The sequence below is a fragment of the Synechococcus sp. CCAP 1479/9 genome (genome assembly GCF_019038535.1).
Lineage (GTDB): Bacteria > Cyanobacteriota > Cyanobacteriia > PCC-6307 > Cyanobiaceae > Cyanobium.
In genome coordinates this window covers 23,739-39,268 of sequence record NZ_JAFKRK010000044.1, presented here as the reverse complement: position 1 = coordinate 39,268, position 15,530 = coordinate 23,739, and the positions used below count along the sequence as shown (strand labels likewise).

The following is a 15,530-nucleotide window of genomic DNA, read 5'->3' as shown; positions in this document are numbered from 1 at the left end:
GCTGATCGCCACGTCGCCGCCGAGCACGGGGGCCAGCAGGCTGCCGCTGAGATGCAGCTGGCCGTCCCCCACCGCCGCCAGGCGCGGCACCTTGAAAGGCACCTGCTCCAGCTTCATCACCAGGGTCCGGTCCTGGGCGAGGGGCCGGAACAGCCCCAGGCGGCCCTCGCCGCCCACCAGCCCCTGGGGCCCCACCCGGGCCCGGAACTCCTGCACCACCAGCTGCTCGAAGTCGAACAGGATCGTGGCGTCCACCTCCCGCACCTCCTGGCCGATGAAGCGGCAGCGGAGCTCCCGCAGCCGCAGGAAGCCGTTGGCGATGGGGTCGTCGAGGCTGCCGCGCACCAGCAGCTGCAGGTCGGCGCCGCCCTCCTGCCACTCGAAGGCCTGACCCCCCAGGCGGGTGAGGAAGCGCAGGCCATCGCCCCGGGTGGCCAGGCGCAGCTCCAGCCCCTGCTGGGAGGCCACCAGCGGGATGGTGCCCGCCAGGTCGACGCTGCGGGAAGCCCCCTCGGCCCGCAGGGCCAGATCCAGGCCGATCCCTTCGTCCCTCAGTTCCACCCGCCCCCGCTCCAGCTCCAGCGCCTGCTCCCCGAGGCGCCCCTCCACCAGCGCCAGGTCGAGGCTGAGCTCGGGGCGGGGGCCCCCCAGCCGGTAACGCCCCTTGGCGGCCAGGCTGCCGCGCAGGTTGTCCGGCAGCGGGGTGAGCAGGGCCAGCAGGGAGAGGGGCAGGTCGGCGAGGCTGAAGCGGCCGCTGCCGCCGCTGAGCGGCCCCTCCAGCCGCACCTCGAACGGCCGGCCGGCGAGGGCCTCGGCCCGGTCGCCCTGGTTGAACCAGAGATGGCCGGTGGCCTTGAGGTCGGCCCTGGTGCGGGCGAAGTCCGGGCCGCTGAGCAGCAGATCGGCATCGATCCGGGCCTGCAACCGATCCAGCCGTTCCGCCCGGCTGGCCCGGCTGGCCGCCTGCTCCCGGGCGGCGACGCGCACCTCGGCGCGGGCCAGGGCCACGAGCTGGTCGGTGACCGTGCCGGCCATGGTGTCGATCACCAGGCTGCCCAGATCACTGGCCCGCCCGCGGGCCGGGGCCGGCGCCCCACGCCAGATGGGCCAGGCGTCGGTCAACTGGCGGAACAGCAGGGTGGAGAGCTGGCGCGCCTCGAAGCGGGCCCGGAAGGGACCCCGCCAGCGTCCCGACACCGTGGCGGCGATCGTGCCCTCACTCAGGGGCTCGATCACGCCCTTGACCTGGTAGCGGCGGTCGTCGTACTGCACGTCGGCCTGGATGCGCCGGCCCCCCACCCCCAGGAACTCGGGCGAGAGCAGCTCCACCCGGCCGTCGAAACCGAGCGGCTGCAGGCCAAGCCGGCCGCTGCCGCTGAGGTCCCCCTGCAGGGGGCGCAGGCGGCGTTGCGGGCCGGTGGCCACCGCCAGACCCCGCAGGGGGAAGGCGCGGGCCAGCCAGCGGTAGTCCGCCGGCCGGCCCTCGAGGGTCAGCACACCGCCGTCCCGTTCGATGGCGGCCCGCACCGGCTGCCAGCGGCGGTCGAGCAGGGCCGTGAGGCGTCCGTTCGGCGTCGGCGCCACCGTGGTCAGATCCAGGGACCGGTCCCGCAGGCGGCCGCGCCAGGTTTCCCGCAGCAGCAGGGGGCCGGCGCCGGGTTGCTGCAGACGCAGCTGCAGGTCGGGGCGCAGCTCCGCCAGGGGCCCGGCGATCGTCCCCTCCGCATCCAGCTGGCCCTGAAGGGTGGTGCCCAGCAGGGGGTCGAGGCGGGCCAGGGGGTAGTTGCGCACATCCACCCGGGCCAGCAGCGGACCGGCCACCAGTCCCTTGCCCGGCTGGAAGGACAGGGGCAGCTGGGCCGTGGCCGCGAGGCGGTCGGCCCGAAAGCGCTCCAGCCGCAGCAGCCGGTCGCTCCACACCAGCGCCGCCTGCCAGGGGCCCAGGAGCCGCTGGGAGGCCTGGCCGGTCTCCAGCCGCAGGCGCGGCGTCGTCAGCGGACCGTCCACCCGCAGGCGACCGGCCAGGGGCTGGCGCGCCCACACCGGCAGGCGGGACGCGGCGGCAACGTCGTCGGGATCGAGGAGCCAGCGGGCCTCCAGGGCCAGGGAGCGGCCGACGCTGCCGCTGGCCCGCACGCTGGAGCCCCCCAGCCGGCCATCGAGCCGGGTGAGGCGCAGCAGTCCCTGCCCCCAGCTCCCCTGGAGATCGGCCTTGATGGGCTGGCGACCGATCGGATGGCGGGGCGGCGGTTGGGCTTCCAGCTGCAGGGCCAGGCGACGATCGGCGTCGGCCCTGGCCGTCAGACGGCCGCCCCAGGGGCCGAACCGCCAGGCGCTGGCGGGCAGGGTCAGGGCCCGGTCACGGCAGCTCAGGGGCAACCGCTGGGCCGTCAGGGGGGTGGCGCCGGTTCCCAGCTGCCAGCGCACGTCCCGCAGCTCCAGGCCCCCCTCGCAGCGGGCCAGGCCCCGCTGGATCCGCAGCCCCACCCGTCCATCGGCCTCCCCGGCGAGGCTGCCCCCGGCCCGATCCCCCGCCGGCAGCAGCGGCCGCAGCAGGGCCAGCGGCAGGCGGCGGGCCGTCAGCCGGCCCTGCCACGTCTGCTTCTGCCACTGGCCCTCACCATCCAGCCGCAGGGAGCCACCGCCCTGGCCGGCGGGGGGCGCCAGGCGCAGACCGAGGTCGATTTCGCGGCGGTGCAGGCGCAGGGCCACCTGGCCGGACAGCTTCAGGTCGAGGGGCAGGGCCGTGGCTCCGGCGCCCCGGACCCGCAGGTCCGCGGGCTGGAGCAGGCCGAGGGTCAGGTCGATCCGCGGCGGCTCACGCCCCGGGGGGACGGAGCCCAGCACCCAGAACTGGCCGGTGGCGTTGCGGCGCAGCTCGGCCCGGGCCCGTTCCAGCCCCACATCCAGCACCAGCCCGCGCAGCCCCAGGCTGGCCAGCGGGTCGAGACGCACCCGCACGCCCTCCACCGTGACGGTGGAGGCGTCCCTGGGACCGGGCAGGAACCGGCTGGGACCGACCCAGAGACCGTCGGCCTTCAGGCCCCGGTAGGGACCAAGGACCATGGGACGGCCCATGGCCGTGCCGATCTGACGCTCCAGGGTGGGCCGGAAGCGGCCGTAGAGGCCGGCGACCATGCGATCGAACCAGAAGACCCCGACCCCCAGGCCCGCCCCCAGGAAACCGACGGCGAGAAGCCCCTTCCACACACGCCGGCGGGCAGGCAAGGGCCGACTGTCAGGCTTCCATCGCATCCACCGGGGTCGGTCGCCGTCCATGGGCGGCCGCAATATAGGGGGCTTGTCACGCCTTCCCCAGCCCCATGGCCGCTGATCCGATCCTGCTCGTGGCCGGTACCTGGCTGGGTGCCGCCAGCGGGGTGCTGGCGGTGCTCACCATCGCCGGATTCCTCGCCCGCTGGGGCATCCGCTTCCGCCTGGTGGGGATCACCAGCTTCACGGCCCTGCTGGCGCTCTCCTGCCTCGCCTTCTCGATCAGCTACAACCCCCGGGTGAGCGTGCCGGGGGCGATCCAGGTGCCGGTCGTGTTCGACAACGGCACCGATCTGGTCATCGCCGCCGCTCCGACGAGCCTTGAGGCCGAGGCGGTGGCCCCCACCCTCGACCAGGTGGCCCGCAACCTGCGCGGCGGCGGTCGTGGCAGCGGCGGCGAGGTGCGGGTGCGGCTGCGCCGGGTCGAAGCCGTCGAGCCCGGGCTGGCACGGCCCGTGGTGCTGGCCGAAACCACCCGGGATCTGGCGGCCCGCAGCCTCGGCGACGCCGCCTGAACCCCGGTGGCCCACCCCTTCCTGCCAGCGGCCCACCTCAGACGGGAGCAGCAGCGCCTGCGCCGGGAGGGCATCACGAGCTGGGAGGAGGTGGCCGACCTGGATGACGCCCGCCTGCGTGATCTGGCCGCTTCGGGCGAGGCCAGCGAGGCCCGCCTGATCCGCCTGCGCGGCCAGGCCCGGCTGGTGAGCACGGTGGGGCTCGCCCCGGAGGAGGCGGCCCTGCTGCTCCATGGGGGCATCGCCAGCCCCGCCGGACTCGCCGCCGCCGATCCGCAGCAATTGCTGCTGCAGCTGGGCCGCCTGCAGCGGCGTCTCACCGGCTCGGCCGTCCCCCCGGTCGACCTGCCCCTCGTCCTGGCCTGGATCCGCCGGGCCCGGCAGGCCTCCGGTCGCTCCCCGAACTGACCCTCCGCTCCTGCGATGCCCCTGCGGGGGTGACTGGAATGGGGGAAACGGACGGAGGCAGTGATGCCCCGAACAACCCGACTTTCTCCCCCCAGAGCCACGAACCACCCCCTTCGCGACGACCGCCGCCACCCCCTGAGCACCCGACTGCGCCCCTTCCTCACCGCCCTCGTCTGCGCCGCCTGCCTGGGCGCCGTGGCGGTACCCACCGCGCGGGCCCAGTCCGCGCTGCTGGAATCGGTGAAGCAGAACCCGGCCCTGGCCCAGAGCCTCTGCCAGCAGTTCCAGCAGCTGAACGCCCAGGGCGTCTCGGCCACCTCCAAGGCCTCGATCGCCAGCCTGGCCAGCAGCCGCGGCCTGAGCCCCATGGATGCGGAGGTGCTGGCCACCTATGTGATCGGCCTGCACTGCTCCACGGTGTTCTGATCCCCGTGGTCCGGGCCCGGGACGCCACCCTGCAGCTGGCGGATGGGGTCCGGCTGGTGAGCCGTGTCTGGCATCCCGACGGGGAAGGCCCCTGGCCGGTGCTGGTGATGCGCCAGCCCTACGGGCGGGCGATCGCCTCGACCGTCACCTTCGCCCACCCCAGCTGGTACGCCGGCCATGGGTTTCTGGTGGTGGTCCAGGACGTGCGGGGCCGCGGTGGATCGGAGGGCGACTTCGGCGGCTTCGCCCAGGAGGCGGCCGATGGGGCCGCCACGATTCGCTGGGCCCGGACCCTGGCGGGCAGCAACGGCCGGGTGGGCACCTACGGCTTCTCCTACCAGGGCCTGACCCAGCTGCTCAACACAGGCGGCGCGGGCGGCGCCGGGGCGGGCGACGACGACGCCCTGCCGGACTGCCTCGCCCCGGCCATGTGCGGCCTCGATGAGCGGCTCCACTGGGCCAGCGAGGGGGGAGCCCACTGGTGGGCCCTGGGCCTGGGCTGGGCCCTGCAGCTGGCGGCGGAGGGCTGCCGGCGCCGGGGCGACGCGGCCGGCTGGCGCCAGATCCGCCGCAGCCTCCAGCACGGCGACTTCACCGAGGAGGGGCTGGCCCTGCTGGAACGCCACGATCCCCGCGGCATGGGCCTGGGCTGGCTGCGGCGCGACCCCGCCACTCCTGAGGGCTGGACGGTGCATCCCGTGGCGGCGGCCCTGCTGCGGCGGCCCCTGCTGCTGATCGGCGGCTGGCACGATCCGCACCTGAGGGGGGTGCTCGATCTCTGGCAGCGGGCCCGCAGCGCCGGCGGCGACCCCCGGCTGGTCCTCGGCGCCTGGAGCCATCTCGACTGGCGCGGAGGGCTCGACCGCGAGCTGCTGGCCTTCTTCCGCCGCCATCTGCAGGAATCGCTGCCCCGCCAGGGCCTGGAGGAACCGGCCGCGCCGGCCCCGATCCGCCTGCAGTGCGCCGCCACGGCCGCCTGGCACAGCCTCAGTCCCGCGGCGGCCGCCAGCCCCGCAGCGGCGGCGGCCGTCGGCTGGTCGCTCCACTCCACGGGCCTGGCGGCGATCCGCTGCGATGAGGGGGAGCTGCGGCCCCTGGCCGCTGCGGCTGGCGACCCAGCGGGGACCACGGCCGCGGGGGGCACGGTGGTGATCGTCCACGACCCCTGGCGGCCGGTGCCGGGCCGGGGCGGCCACCTGGGCACCGACCCGGGACCGGTGGAGCGGGCCGATCTCGACCGACGCGGCGACGTGGCCTGCTTCAGCACCGCCCCGCTGGAGGAGGCCCTCTGGCTGCTGGGAACCTTCCGCCTGCGGCTGCGGGTGAGCGCCGACCAGCCCAGCTTCGATCTCTGCGCCGCCCTCTCGGAGGTGTCTCCGGACGGGAGCTCCGTGCGCCAGCTGAGCACCGGCCTGGCCCGCTTCGGGCCCACGGCGGCGGCCGACGACGCGCCCCGCACCCTGGCCCTGCAGCCCCTGGCGACGCTGGTGGCCGCCGGCCAGCGGCTGCGGCTGTCCCTGGCGGCGGCGGCCTGGCCCCAGATCGCCGTCAACCCCGGCGACGGCAGCCTGCCGGCGGGGGGCAGCGGGTGCGGGCACCGGGTGATCAGCCTGACGCTGGAGCTGGAGGAGGCCCACCTGGGCCTGGAGCCCCTGATTCGGGCAAACTGAGCCGACCCGAACCCCGCCGCCCATGCCGCGCCCCCAACCGCGCCGAGCCCTGATCGGCCTGCTGCTGCTGCTGGGCAGCCAGGCCCTGCTGGCACCGCGCGGGGCCTGGGCCCAGGCCGCCCCGGCGCCGGCCACCAGCGGCCAGCCGAGTGCGGCCCTGAGTGAAGCCCAGGCACGGGCGGCGGCCGAGCGGATCCTGACCACGATCCGCAACGGCGACGCCCAGGCGCGCTTCAACCAGTTCTCGCCGGCCCTGCAGAGCGTCAGCAGCCCCAGCATGGTGGCCGCCACCATGAAGACCCAGCCGAAGCTGCTGCGCTGGGCCATCCGAGACATCCAGCCCGGCTTCGACTCGAGCACGGTCGAGGCCACCCTGTTCACCAGCGCCGGCGAGCGCGACCTGCTGATGGTGATCGACGGCCAGGGCCGGATCGATGGCTATCACTTCAACGTCACCGACCAGCCGGCGGAGAAGGTGGTACGGGACTTCATCACCGCCCTTGCCAGCGGCCACTTCATCTCCGCCAGCAGCTTCCTGTCGCCGCTGATGCAGGAGCAGATCCCCCAGGGCCAGCTGCAGCAGAAATGGCTCAACCTGCAGCGGATCACCGGCAACTTCGTCCGGGTGAAACGCATCAACCGGGCCGAGAGTACGCCGGAGATGCGTCTGGTGATCGTCAACACCGAGTTCAACCGCCTCACCGACAACCTCTTTGTCACCCTGGATTCCGAAAACCGGATCATCGGCGTGGATTTCCCCACCGATCCGGCCCCTCCCTCTCCGCCGCGCTGAGCTAGCCCTTCCAGCGACGTAAGCTCCCGGCGCATGCACGCCCCCTCTTCCATGGCCCTGCCCAGCCTCGAATGGATGGTTGAGGACGCCCGCCGGCTGGCGGAATGCCGCCACGACCATCCCTTCTCCGTGCTCGGGCCCCAGCCCCTCGATGACAGCGGCTGGGTGGTGCGGGTCTGGATGCCGGACGCCCACACGGTGGAACTGCTCCATGGCGGCGAACGGCTGGCCATGGCCAACCCGCACCACCCCTGGATCTTCGAGACCCGCGTCGACGCCGATCCCGGCTGCGGCTATCGCGTCCATGTCAGCCGCGGCGGCATCGAGCACGAGCAGCACGATCCCTGGGCGTTCCGCCATGAGTGGATGGGGGAACTGGACCGCCATCTGTTCGCCGAGGGGAATCACCACCACATCTGGCGGCGCATGGGCGCCCATGTGATCGAGCGCGACGGCGTCGCCGGGGTGCAGTTCTGTCTGTGGGCCCCCAATGCCCGCAGCGTCGCCCTGCTGGGCGATTTCAACGGCTGGGACGGCCGCCATCACCCGATGCAGCAGCGCCTCGGGGGACTCTGGGAACTGTTCATCCCCGGCCTGGGCGCCGGCCAGATCTATAAGTACGAGGTGCGGGCCCAGAACGGCCACTGCTACCAGAAGGCCGACCCCTACGGCTTCCGCCACGAGATCCGACCGAACACCGGCTCGGTGGTGGCCGAACTGGGCAGCTACCAGTGGAATGACGGCGCCTGGATCGAGGAGCGGGATGGCCGGGATCCCCTGCCCCACCCGATCGCGGTGTACGAGATGCACCTGGGCAGCTGGATGCATGCCGCCGCCGACCAGCCCTTCATCGAAGCCGACGGCAGCCCCCGAGCCCCGGTGCCCGCCGCCGATCTGAAGCCGGGCGCCCGGCTGATGACCTATCCGGAACTGGCCGACAAGGTCATCCCCTACGTCAAGGCCCGCGGCTTCACCCACATCGAGCTGATGCCGGTCTCCGAGCATCCCTTCGACGGCTCCTGGGGCTATCAGGTCACCGGCTGGTACGCCCCCACCAGTCGCTTCGGCAGCCCCGACGAGTTCCGGGCCTTCGTCGACCGCTGCCACGCCGAAGGCATCGGCGTGATCCTCGACTGGGTGCCCGGCCACTTCCCCAAGGACGGCCACGGCCTGGCCTTCTTCGATGGCGCCCACCTCTACGAGCATGCCGATCCCCGCATCGGCGAGCACAAGGAGTGGGGCACGCTGATCTTCAACTACAGCCGCAACGAGGTGCGCAACTTCCTCGTCGCCAACCTCATCTACTGGTTCGAGGAGTTCCACATCGACGGCATCCGCGTCGATGCCGTGGCCTCGATGCTCTACCGCGACTACCTGCGTCCGGACGGGCAATGGCTGCCCAACGAGCAAGGCGGGCGGGAGAACCTGGAGGCGGTCCGCTTCCTGCAGCAGGCCAACCACGTGCTGTTCCAGCACTTCCCCGGCGCCCTCTCGATCGCCGAGGAATCCACCACCTGGCCGATGGTGACCCAGCCCACCGACATGGGCGGCCTGGGGTTCAACCTCAAGTGGAACATGGGCTGGATGCACGACATGCTCGATTACTTCGAGCTGGATCCCTGGTTCCGCCAGTTCCACCAGAACCACGTCACCTTCTCGATCTGGTACGCCTTCACCGAGAACTTCATGCTGGCCCTGAGCCACGATGAAGTGGTGCACGGCAAGAGCAACCTGCTCCACAAGATGCCGGGCGACGACTGGCAGAAGTTCGCCAACGTGCGTGCCCTGCTGGCCTACATGTGGACCCACCCCGGCAAGAAGACGATCTTCATGGGGATGGAATTCGGCCAGCGGGCCGAATGGAACGTCTGGGGCGATCTGCAGTGGGAGCTGCTCCAGTACGAGGCCCACAAGGGGCTGCTCAACCTGGTGGACGACCTCAACGTCTTCTACAAGTCGGAGCCGGCCCTCTGGGGCGACGACTTCGACCAGTACGGCTTCCAGTGGATCGACTGCAACGACAACCGCCATTCGGTGATCAGCTTCATGCGCCGCGACAGCGGCAGCGGCCGCTGGGTGGTGGTGGTGGCCAACTTCACCCCCCAGAGCCATTCCCACTACCGGGTGGGGGTCCCCCTGGAGGGCTTCTACGCCGAGGTCTTCAACACCGACAGCAGCCGCTACGGCGGCAGCAACCTCGGCAACCTGGGCGGCCGCTTCACCGACGCCTGGGCCATCCACGACTACGAGAACTCCCTGGAGCTCTGCCTGCCGCCCCTGAGCGTGGTGGTGTTCCGTCTCGACGAGTCCCGCAGCCTGCAGCGGCCGGCCATCGGCGAGGGCTGAGCGCCCCGGTGGCGCCCATGCCACGACTGGTGACAGGAGTGGCCGGAGGCCGGGGGTGCTCGGTTAGGTTTCGCCGTTGACCTTCCGACCGGCCCCATGACCGAATCCGCCCCCCTGCTGCTGCGCGCCGCCCGAGGTGAGCAGGTGGAGCGGCCGCCGGTCTGGATGATGCGCCAGGCGGGCCGCTACATGAAGGTGTACCGCGACCTGCGCGACCGCCACCCCGGCTTCCGTGAGCGCTCGGAGAACCCCGATCTCTCCTACGAGATCTCGATGCAGCCCTTCCACGCCTTCCGTCCCGACGGCGTGATCCTCTTCTCCGACATCCTCACGCCCCTGCCGGGCATGGGCATCGACTTCGACATCATCGAGAGCCGGGGGCCGATCATCGAGCCCGCCATCCGCAGCCAGGCCCAGGTGGATGCGCTGCGTCCCCTGGATCCGGCCGAGGCGCTGCCCTTCGTGGGTGAGGTGCTGGGCCGGCTGCGGGCCGACGTGGGCAACGCCGCGGCGGTGCTCGGCTTCGTCGGCGCCCCCTGGACCCTGGCCGCCTACGCGGTGGAGGGCAAGAGCTCCAAGACCTATTCGGTGATCAAGGCGATGGCCTTCCAGGAGCCCGCCCTGCTGCACCAGCTGCTGTGTCACCTGGCCGATTCGATCGCCACCTACGTGCGCTACCAGATCGACAGCGGCGCCCAGGTGGTGCAGCTGTTCGACTCCTGGGCGGGGCAGCTGAGCCCGATCGACTACGACGTGTTCGCCGCCCCCTACCAGAAGCGGGTGATCGACCAGGTGAAGGCCACCCACCCCGACACCCCCCTGATCCTCTACATCTCCGGCAGCGCCGGCGTGCTGGAGCGCATGGCCGCCACCGGGGTGGACTTCATCTCCCTCGACTGGACCGTGGACATGGCCGATGGCTGCGCCCGCCTGCCCCAGCACCTGGGCGTGCAGGGCAACGTGGACCCCGGCCTGCTGTTCGGCACCCCCGAGGCGATCCGCGAGCGGATCCTCGACACGGTGCGCAAGGCCCGCGGCCGTCGCCACATCCTCAACCTGGGCCACGGCATCCTGCCCGGCACCCCTGAGGACAACGCCCGTGTCTTCTTCGAGACCGGCAAGGCCGTCAACGAGCTGCTGGGGGCCGCTGTTTGAGCGCCCCCACCTCCGGGCCCCAGCGGATCCTGATCACCGGCGCCAGCGGCTGCGTCGGCCAGTACATCGCTGAAAACCTGCTGGCCAACAGCGACGCCCACCTGCTGCTGCTGCTGCGGGATCCCGCCAAGCTCAGTGCCGTCCCCGCCGACCACCCGCGCGTCACCCTGCTGGTGGGCGACCTGCGGGAGCTGGGTCCCCACGCCGCCGCCATCGCCAGAGCCGACCGGATCATCCACACCGCCACGGCGTGGGGTGATCCCGAGCGGGCCCAGGCGGTGAACGTGGTGGCCGTGAAGGAACTGCTGCGGCTCACCGACCCGGATCGCCTGCAGCAGGTGATCTACTTCTCCACCGCGAGCATCCTCGACCGCCGGCTGCAGTTGCTCCCCGAAGCGATGGCCTACGGCACCGAGTACATCCAGACCAAGGCCACCTGCCTGCAGGACCTGGAGGGCCATCCCCTGGCTCCGAGGATCGTGGCCGTGTTCCCCACCCTGGTGTTCGGTGGCGCGGTGGCCGGCGCCGATCCCCACCCCACCAGCTACCTCACGGCCGGGCTGAAGGAGGCCTTCGGCTGGCTGTGGCTGGCCCGCTGGCTGCGCACGGACGCCAGCTTCCACTTCATCCACGCCGCCGACATCGCCACCGTCTGCGCCCACCTGGCCACCACCCCCCACGGCCCCAATCCCGAGCCCGACCAGGGTCCGGTGCGGCGGCTGGTGCTGGGCCAGGCGCCGATCACCATCAACGGGGCCGTGGCCTCCCTGTGCCGCTGGCGGCGGGTGTGGGTGCCCCCGGTGGGGATCGATCTGCGCGGCTGGCTGATCGAGGGGCTGATCAAGCTGCTGCGCATCGAGGTGAATGCCTGGGATCGTTTCTCGATTCGGCAGCGCCACTTCGTGCACCAGCCCGTCAGTCCGCCCGAGCGCTTCGGCCTGGTGAGCCTCGCCCCGACCCTCGAGGCGGTGCTGGAGACGGCGGGGGTGCCCCACCGGGGCCGGTGAATTGTTGCGAATGTGTCAGAGGCCCCCATCGGGGGGCGGCCATTGCCTAATTTGTGCCCGTTGCAAGTGCTTTCAGGCACCTTCCGTTGCACCCTCCCATGCGTCGTCTTCTTTCCCTCTTCGCTCTCTGCCTGGCGCTGGTGCTGGGTGCCGCCCCGAGCTTCGCTGCCGATGCGGCCCACGGCGGCCAGATCTTCTCCGCCAACTGCGCCGCCTGCCACATGGGCGGCGGCAACGTGGTCAACGCCGAGCGCACCCTCAAGGCCGATGCCCTGGCTTCCTACCTGGCCAACTACGACGCCGGCCACGAGGCCGCCATCGCCTACCAGGTGACCAACGGCAAGAACGCCATGCCCGCCTTCGGCGGCAAGCTCAGCGAGGGTGACATCGCTGACGTGGCGGCCTACGTCGAGGACATGGCCTCCAAGGGCTGGGCCTGATCCCTGGCTGGGCCTGGTCCCTCCCCACCCTCCGATCCCTAGACGGCGACTCCAGCCGCCCATAGCCCCGGCAGTGCCGGGGCTTTTTCATAGCTCAGCTGAGGGCACGACGGGCGGCCAGCACCGCCAGGTAGAGCTCCTCGGGCACCTCACGGATGTCGTACTCGCTCGGCAGCATCCCGTGGACATGGCGGTGCACCACCCGCCAGCAGTCCCGCTCCGGCTCCGCCGCCCCGCCCAGCGTGAGGGACGCTTGGGCCAGGTCGGCCACCAGGGTCTGGTCGTCGGAGGGAGAGGGCATCGGAGACGGGTTGGCTGCAGAGGCGAGAATGGGGCGCAGCCGAGCTCCCATCATGGCGATCCCCACTTCTGCCGGGCTGCGGCCGGGCCTGCTGGGGGGCCTGCTGTCGGCAGGGATCCCCCTGGCCGTGATGGCCGCCGCGGCGGCGCCCGCCCTGGCCCAGGGACAGACCCCCAACCAGCCGCTGGCCATCGAGGCCAGGCCCGGGCTGTCGCCTCCCCCCTGCCGGCTGCTGGTGCCCAGAAGCGAGGCGGTGCTCCAGCCGCTGCGGATCCATCCGTCCCAGGTGCCCCAGAAGAACGGCATGGGCTGCCTGTCGGCGGCCGATGCGCTCTACGGCCCGGACGGCTGCCCCAGCCAGCTCTGCGGCAAGCAGCACGGCTACCAGGTGCCCATGCCCGCGTTCGTGGGCCCCTAGCCCCTGGGCTCCCCGCCGGGCGGTTGGCCACCCCCGCCGGTACGGCCTGCCCACCCCCGGGGAGGAGGGCCGAACGCCGAGGTTCGGTCCTCCCACTCGGCCGATCCCGGCGGCATTCATACGTTGGCTCCAGCCACCGTCCGCAGGGAGAACCCATCCATGCATCCCACCGCCGAACTGTTCACCGAAAAGGCCTGGGGGGCCGTGGTGGCCTCCCAGCAACTGGCCCAGCAGCGGCGCCAGCAGCAGATGGACAGCGAGCACCTGTTCGCCGCCCTGCTGGCCCAGCAGGACCTGGCCAGCCGGATCCTGGAGAAGGCCGGTGTGGATCTGGGGGCGCTGAGCCAGAAGCTGGAGGCCTTCCTCGCCGCCCAGCCCAGCCTGGCCACCACCCCCGACAACGTCTACCTGGGCAAGGGGCTCAACGCGGTGCTGGACCGGGCCGACGCCCTCAAGCAGGAATTCCAGGACAGCTACATCGCCGTGGAGCACCTGGTGCTGGCCCTGGCCGGCGATGACCGCTGCGGCCGCCAGCTGCTGTCCCAGTCGGGCGCCGACGAGCGCAAGCTGCGCGAGGCTGTGATGGCCGTGCGGGGCAGCCAACGCGTGACCGACCAGAACCCTGAGGGCACCTATGAATCCCTCGAAAAGTACGGCCGTGACCTCACCGCCGCCGCCCGGGAAGGCAAGCTTGATCCGGTGATCGGCCGCGACGAGGAGATTCGCCGCACCGTGCAGATCCTCTCGCGCCGCACCAAGAACAACCCGGTGCTGATCGGCGAACCCGGCGTCGGCAAGACGGCGATCGTCGAGGGACTGGCCCAGCGGATCGTCAACGGTGACGTGCCCACGGCCCTGCAGAACCGCCAGCTGATCGCCCTCGACATGGGCGCCCTGATCGCCGGCGCCAAGTACCGCGGCGAGTTCGAGGAACGCCTCAAGGCCGTGCTCAAGGAGGTCACCTCCAGCGAAGGCCAGATCGTCCTGTTCATCGACGAGATCCACACCGTCGTGGGGGCCGGCGCCACCGGCGGGGCCATGGACGCCAGCAACCTGCTCAAACCGATGCTGGCCAGGGGCGAACTGCGCTGCATCGGCGCCACCACCCTCGATGAGCATCGCCAGCACATCGAGAAGGACCCGGCCCTGGAGCGCCGCTTCCAGCAGGTGTTCGTCGACCAGCCCACGGTGGAGGACACGATCTCGATCCTGCGGGGCCTCAAGGAGCGCTACGAGGTGCACCACGGCGTGCGCATCGCCGACAACGCCCTGGTGGCGGCGGCCGTGCTGAGCAGCCGCTACATCGCCGATCGCTTCCTGCCCGACAAGGCCATCGACCTGATGGACGAATCGGCGGCCCGCCTGAAGATGGAGATCACCTCCAAGCCGGAGGAGATCGACGAGCTCGATCGCCGCATCCTGCAGCTGGAGATGGAGAAGCTCTCGCTGGGGCGGGAATCGGACCCCGCCAGCCGCGACCGGCTCGAGAAGCTCGAGAAGGAGCTGGCCGACCTGGGCGAGCAGCAGAGCAGCCTCAACGCCCAGTGGCAGAAGGAGAAGGGCTCGATCGACGAACTCTCCGCCATCAAGGAGGAGATCGAGCAGGTGCAGCTGCAGGTGGAGCAGGCCAAGCGCAACTACGACCTCAACAAGGCCGCCGAACTGGAGTACGGCACCCTGGCGGAGCTCAACAAGAAGCTGGCCGCCAAGGAAGCCGAGCTGAGCGCCCATGCCGGCGACAAGAACCTGTTGCGCGAGGAGGTCACCGAGGACGACATCGCCGAGGTGATCGCCAAGTGGACCGGGATTCCGGTCAGCAAGCTGGTGCAGTCGGAGATGGAGAAACTGCTCCATCTCGAGGACGAACTGCACACCCGGGTGATCGGCCAGGAGCAGGCCGTGACGGCGGTGGCCGACGCCATCCAGCGGTCGCGGGCGGGCCTGTCCGACCCCAACCGTCCGATCGCCAGCTTCCTGTTCCTCGGCCCCACCGGCGTGGGCAAGACCGAGCTCTCCAAGGCGCTGGCGTCCCAGCTCTTCGACAGCGAGGAGGCGATGGTGCGCATCGACATGAGCGAATACATGGAGAAGCACGCCGTGTCCCGGCTGATCGGAGCCCCTCCCGGCTACGTGGGTTACGAGGAGGGCGGCCAGCTCACCGAAGCGGTGCGGCGCCGTCCCTACGCCGTGATCCTCTTCGACGAGGTGGAGAAGGCCCACCCCGATGTGTTCAACGTGATGCTGCAGATCCTCGATGACGGCCGCGTCACCGATGGCCAGGGCCGCACGGTGGACTTCACCAACACGGTGCTGATCCTCACCAGCAACATCGGCAGCGCCTCGATCCTCGATCTGGCCGGCGACCCCGCCCGCCACGGCGAGATGGAGAAGCGGGTCAACGAAGCCCTGCGGGGCCACTTCCGCCCCGAGTTCCTCAACCGGCTGGATGAATCGATCATCTTCCACAGCCTCAAGGCCGAGGAACTGCGCCAGATCGTGGAACTGCAGGTGCAGCGGCTGGCCCGGCGGCTCGAGGAGCGGAAGCTGGGCCTGGAGCTCGACAGTGCCGCCCTCGACTGGCTGGCCGCCGTGGGCTACGACCCGGTGTACGGCGCCCGGCCCCTCAAGCGGGCCATCCAGCGCGAACTGGAGACGCCGATCGCCAAGGCGATCCTGGCCGGCACCTACCTGAGCGGCTCCACCATCGTGGTGGACGTGGAACACGAGCGGCTGCGCTTCCGCCCGGCCGAGTCCTCCCGGCTGCCCGCCCTCGTCTGA

13 protein-coding genes are annotated in these 15,530 nt (G+C 71.5%); 11 read left to right on the top strand and 2 right to left on the bottom strand.

Annotation, left to right across the window (positions count from 1 at the left end; translation table 11 throughout):
* On the bottom strand, window positions 1-3,228 hold a 3,228-nt coding region (locus KUG38_RS15625), incomplete at its 3' end, for a hypothetical protein (RefSeq protein ID WP_216923219.1).
* A 95-nt stretch (window positions 3,229-3,323) separates the two neighbouring features.
* On the opposite strand from KUG38_RS15625, the gene KUG38_RS15620 reads away from it, so the two are divergent.
* From KUG38_RS15620 to KUG38_RS15580, 9 genes are all read left to right on the top strand, one after another.
* The gene (locus KUG38_RS15620) at window positions 3,324-3,788 is read left to right on the top strand and encodes a DUF2518 family protein (RefSeq protein WP_216923218.1); all 465 of its coding nucleotides are present in this window, start codon (window positions 3,324-3,326) and stop codon (window positions 3,786-3,788) included.
* A 6-nt stretch (window positions 3,789-3,794) separates the two neighbouring features.
* Window positions 3,795-4,196: a DUF4332 domain-containing protein gene (locus KUG38_RS15615; protein ID WP_216923217.1), complete on the top strand. Its 402-nt coding sequence runs from the start codon at window positions 3,795-3,797 to the stop codon at window positions 4,194-4,196.
* Between the two features lie 63 nt (window positions 4,197-4,259).
* Window positions 4,260-4,622 (top strand): DUF8664 family protein, encoded by a 363-nt coding sequence (locus tag KUG38_RS15610; RefSeq protein ID WP_353615214.1) that lies wholly within the window; start codon window positions 4,260-4,262, stop codon window positions 4,620-4,622.
* Window positions 4,623-4,627: 5 nt separating this feature from the next.
* Complete coding sequence (locus KUG38_RS15605; protein ID WP_216923216.1) at window positions 4,628-6,292, top strand: CocE/NonD family hydrolase; 1,665 nt, start codon at window positions 4,628-4,630, stop codon at window positions 6,290-6,292.
* A gap of 22 nt (window positions 6,293-6,314) precedes the next feature.
* Window positions 6,315-7,085 carry a DUF3887 domain-containing protein gene (locus KUG38_RS15600; protein WP_216923215.1) on the top strand — a complete coding sequence of 257 codons (771 nt, stop codon included), beginning with the start codon at window positions 6,315-6,317 and terminating at the stop codon, window positions 7,083-7,085.
* Window positions 7,086-7,136: 51 nt separating this feature from the next.
* Entirely contained in the window at window positions 7,137-9,431 is a 2,295-nt protein-coding gene (gene glgB / locus KUG38_RS15595) for a 1,4-alpha-glucan branching protein GlgB (RefSeq protein WP_216923213.1), read from the top strand.
* Between the two features lie 96 nt (window positions 9,432-9,527).
* Window positions 9,528-10,586, top strand: coding sequence for a uroporphyrinogen decarboxylase (gene hemE, locus KUG38_RS15590; RefSeq protein ID WP_216923211.1), 1,059 nt, complete (start codon window positions 9,528-9,530; stop codon window positions 10,584-10,586).
* Window positions 10,583-11,593 carry an NAD-dependent epimerase/dehydratase family protein gene (locus tag KUG38_RS15585; RefSeq protein ID WP_216923209.1) on the top strand — a complete coding sequence of 337 codons (1,011 nt, stop codon included), beginning with the start codon at window positions 10,583-10,585 and terminating at the stop codon, window positions 11,591-11,593. The genes hemE and KUG38_RS15585 overlap by 4 nt, the downstream gene beginning before the upstream one ends.
* Before the next feature lie 98 nt (window positions 11,594-11,691).
* Complete coding sequence (locus KUG38_RS15580) at window positions 11,692-12,033, top strand: c-type cytochrome (RefSeq protein WP_015107789.1); 342 nt, start codon at window positions 11,692-11,694, stop codon at window positions 12,031-12,033.
* Window positions 12,034-12,127: 94 nt separating this feature from the next.
* Here KUG38_RS15580 and KUG38_RS15575 read toward each other — a convergent pair whose 3' ends face one another.
* Entirely contained in the window at window positions 12,128-12,334 is a 207-nt protein-coding gene (locus KUG38_RS15575; RefSeq protein ID WP_216923207.1) for a DUF8662 family protein, read from the bottom strand.
* Window positions 12,335-12,386: 52 nt separating this feature from the next.
* Here KUG38_RS15575 and KUG38_RS15570 point away from each other — a divergent pair, with 52 nt between their 5' ends.
* Together KUG38_RS15570 and clpB are read left to right on the top strand one after the other, a co-directional pair.
* On the top strand, window positions 12,387-12,752 hold the full coding sequence (locus KUG38_RS15570) for a hypothetical protein (RefSeq protein ID WP_216923205.1): 366 nt from the start codon (window positions 12,387-12,389) through the stop codon (window positions 12,750-12,752).
* A gap of 159 nt (window positions 12,753-12,911) precedes the next feature.
* Entirely contained in the window at window positions 12,912-15,530 is a 2,619-nt protein-coding gene (gene clpB, locus KUG38_RS15565; RefSeq protein ID WP_216923203.1) for an ATP-dependent chaperone ClpB, read from the top strand.

What these genes read in the sequence shown, in the direction of transcription:
- KUG38_RS15620 (WP_216923218.1), top strand. Translation starts at nt 3,324, where the DNA reads ATGGCCGCTGATCCGATCCTGCTCGTGGCCGGTACCTGGCTGGGTGCC.
- KUG38_RS15610 (WP_353615214.1), top strand. Translation starts at nt 4,260, where the DNA reads ATGCCCCGAACAACCCGACTTTCTCCCCCCAGAGCCACGAACCACCCC.
- KUG38_RS15600 (WP_216923215.1), top strand. Translation starts at nt 6,315, where the DNA reads ATGCCGCGCCCCCAACCGCGCCGAGCCCTGATCGGCCTGCTGCTGCTG.
- glgB (WP_216923213.1), top strand. Translation starts at nt 7,137, where the DNA reads ATGGCCCTGCCCAGCCTCGAATGGATGGTTGAGGACGCCCGCCGGCTG.
- hemE (WP_216923211.1), top strand. Translation starts at nt 9,528, where the DNA reads ATGACCGAATCCGCCCCCCTGCTGCTGCGCGCCGCCCGAGGTGAGCAG.
- KUG38_RS15580 (WP_015107789.1), top strand. Translation starts at nt 11,692, where the DNA reads ATGCGTCGTCTTCTTTCCCTCTTCGCTCTCTGCCTGGCGCTGGTGCTG.
- KUG38_RS15575 (WP_216923207.1), bottom strand. Translation starts at nt 12,334, where the DNA reads ATGCCCTCTCCCTCCGACGACCAGACCCTGGTGGCCGACCTGGCCCAA.
- KUG38_RS15570 (WP_216923205.1), top strand. Translation starts at nt 12,387, where the DNA reads ATGGCGATCCCCACTTCTGCCGGGCTGCGGCCGGGCCTGCTGGGGGGC.
- clpB (WP_216923203.1), top strand. Translation starts at nt 12,912, where the DNA reads ATGCATCCCACCGCCGAACTGTTCACCGAAAAGGCCTGGGGGGCCGTG.